The sequence below is a fragment of the Shewanella sp. 10N.286.45.A1 genome, from assembly GCF_041470405.1.
GTDB lineage: Bacteria > Pseudomonadota > Gammaproteobacteria > Enterobacterales > Shewanellaceae > Shewanella.
Map to the genome: position 1 here is coordinate 1 of NZ_JBFRMK010000096.1, position 3,200 is coordinate 3,200.

Below are 3,200 nucleotides of genomic sequence, written 5' to 3' on the forward strand. Positions count from 1 at the left end.
GTTTATTTTAGAGGGGAAAAGGGAGCGTAGTTACCCTAGAGTGTTGAAGTGTTCAAAGGACCGATATCCCATAAAAAAGAAAGCCGTTCACGTTAAGTGAACGGCATTACTCATTTGAGGCCTTTTTTGATTCTGTTTTACTATTCGTTTGCTTTAACCAATTCAGCTAACCAAGTTTGAAACTCTGCATCCATTGAGGTTCCCCATTGGCTCACTAATGCCTGGTACCTTGGGTAATCCCCTTTTCGAGTGAAGATTAGCATCTCATCGATTTTATCTTTATGTTGTTCAAGCATGAATCGCACGGCTAAATAGCCCCAGCGGTAGACTCTATCGCCGCCACCGTTCTGCTCATAACTGGTATTAAATAACTCGCTCAATTGCAGGTTATTAGCACCTATAACCTTTAGTGCTTTTGGATTATTGTCAGCAAGAGAGATGTATTCGGCAATGCCTTCGCTCCACCACACGAGGTGAGGATACAAAGGTGTTGGTTGAGGACAGTACTCTGGCGCGCTATGCGAGTCATGTAATGAGGCACAAAAATCACCATAAAGGTTAAAACGACCATCAAGATAATGCACATATTCATGGGCTAGGTTCCACACTTGCCCTTTTTTTTCGTAGGCAACAAACTCGGCTTGGTTATCTTTCTCCCAAGGAAAGCCCTCCAGATACATGCCGCCATTGTCACTGGGCACATTGAAGTGAGCAGTGACATTCGCTTTATAATCTTCACGTGAGTGATAGACGTTTGCCCGCATACTGTGGTTATTGTCATGAGCTACTGGTTTATTTAACGTGCCGAATAGTTTGTGGAATTTAGCTTCCTGTTTTTGCAGTAACTGACAAGCTGATTCAACCTGCTGTGGCGTCAATGCCTGAGAACGGATAATGATGGTATCGCTGCAGGCATGATTCTGGCTTAGAACGTTTTCTAATGGTTGCGCAGTTTGCGCTGCAGTATATGGTGACATAATCAGCAAAGGGCTCATGATTAGCGTCAGGATATAGTGTTTATTTTTCATGGAGGGTTTCTCTAATTTTTATATTTGCATACAATATTCGCAAGTGTTTCACTTAAAACTATTCGAGTCAATTTCACTCTAGATTAAGATTTTGACTAAAATACCCCAACAAAATTCAATGACTAGAAAGGATATGCCGTGTTAGAGCAATGGGATAACAGCCGTGACTACCATTCATTCGCCAATACAGAGCAAGTGCGTGTTAAACATTTATCATTGATGTTAGATGTGGACTTTGCTGCAAAGCAGTTGAGCGGGCAGGTGGAGCTAAATCTTACTTACTTAGATGAGAATACTCGTGAGTTAATGTTAGATCTACGCGATATCACGATTTTTAAGGTCACTACTGCAGCCGATCAAGTCTTGGAGTACGCGATTGATAAAGAAGATCAGATCTTAGGTCAACGCTTATGTATCAAATTAGACTCTTCAGTTAGCAGCGTGAAAATACACTATGCCACTACGCCTGAAGCACAAGGGTTACAGTGGTTAACCCCCGCTCAAACCAGTGGCAAGAAACTGCCATTCTTATTCAGTCAATCGCAACCTATCAATGCACGTAGCTGGATCCCGCTGCAAGATAGCCCAAAAGCCAGAATAACTTTCGATGCCGTGATTAATGCACCTAAAGGAATGCGAGCTGTGATGAGTGCCATGAATGATGCCACAGCAGCACTTGATGGTCGTTTTAGCTTCACCATGGAAAAAGCCATGCCGACACACCTGCTCGCTATAGCCGTCGGCGATCTAGCCTTTGGGCGATTAGGTGCGCGTACTGGTGTCTATGCGGAGCCAGAGGTTGTTGAGTCAGCCGTTGCAGAGTTTGAAGATACTGAAAGTATGGTTGAAGTGGCTGAATCTTTATTGGGCCCATACCCTTGGGGGCGCTATGACATGATTGTATTGCCACCGAGTTTCCCCTTTGGTGGAATGGAAAATCCAAGGTTAGCCTTTATGACACCCACGCTAATCGCCGGAGATAAGAGCTTAGTTTCAACGGTTGCCCATGAGTTAGCGCATTCCTGGACCGGTAACCTTGTCAGTAACGCGACATGGCGCGATTTATGGTTAAACGAAGGCTTCACGACTTATTTTACTAACCGCATTGTCGAAAAGGTGTTTGGTAAAGAGTTGGCAGAGCTCGAAGTAGTATTGGAGTATGGTCGATTAAAGGAAGCGATTGAGTCTACAGCATTAGCAGCTCAAACGTTACCCGCCAATATGCAAACTCAAGATCCTAATGAAGCCTTTAATCGTTTCACCTATGATAAAGCTTCAATGTTTGTGCATGATCTTGAAAAGCGCTTAGGGCGGGTTGCTTTTGATAAATTCCTCTATGAATATGTACAAGCTTTCGCTTTTGAAGCGATAACAACAGAGACTTTTGTTGAGTATGCTAAAAAGACATTGCTTGTCGAGCATAGTGAGCTGATTAGCGAAGCTGAGCTTATGGGCTGGATTTATGGTGAAGGGATGCCTGAGTGGTTTAACGCGCCAACATCAAATAGTTTAGACAAGGTCACTGAGGCTCTGTCAGCATTTGAAGCGGGCCATGCTGCTGTGGACCTTAATACTACAGGCTGGTTAGTGCATCACTGGCAGTATTTCCTGACCAACCTTCCAGAGGTCGTAAGCTATGATCAGCTTAAAGCACTTGACGCTGCATTTTCATTTACAGTATCAACCAATGCTGAAATAGCTTGTGATTGGTATAGGGTGGCTATCCGTAATGGTTACACTGAAGCTTTAGAGGCGGTAGGTGATTACTTAGTAAAAATTGGCCGAGGTAAATTTGTTAAGCCACTTTATGCTGAACTGCTTAAAGCTGGCTATAGTGAAGAGATTAAAAAGATCTACGCACAAGCGCGAGAAGGATATCACCCATCGATAGTGGTGATGTTAGACGCCCAACTTAACGCTGTCGTTTAATAACCAAAAAAATGGCAACCTAAATAGGTTGCCATAAACATAAGTTTTCAAGAGTTAACACGGTTAGTGCGCTAGCGTAACGGTTAACTCCAATGGCAAACCTCAACAGGAGTGCCCAAGGGAATGATGATGAACATTGAAACTATCAACTCTAAGTGATGAGCAAAGAGAATAAGGGTTAAGCCAACTGATGAAATTCACTTAACGAGAATCGGTTCATATAGTCAGGGGCTGTAGACAATT

Annotated in this window: 2 protein-coding genes; one reads left to right on the forward strand and one right to left on the reverse strand. The window is 43.3% G+C overall.

Annotated features, from left to right (window positions below; all coding sequences use genetic code 11):
* Nucleotides 1-140 precede the first annotated feature (140 nt).
* On the reverse strand, nt 141-1,028 hold the full coding sequence (locus tag AB4238_RS08550; RefSeq protein WP_372032882.1) for a collagenase: 888 nt from the start codon (nt 1,026-1,028) through the stop codon (nt 141-143).
* Nucleotides 1,029-1,166: 138 nt separating this feature from the next.
* Between AB4238_RS08550 and AB4238_RS08555 the strand changes: the two genes are divergently transcribed.
* Nucleotides 1,167-2,957 carry a M1 family metallopeptidase gene (locus AB4238_RS08555; protein WP_372032884.1) on the forward strand — a complete coding sequence of 597 codons (1,791 nt, stop codon included), beginning with the start codon at nt 1,167-1,169 and terminating at the stop codon, nt 2,955-2,957.
* Nucleotides 2,958-3,200 lie beyond the last annotated feature (243 nt).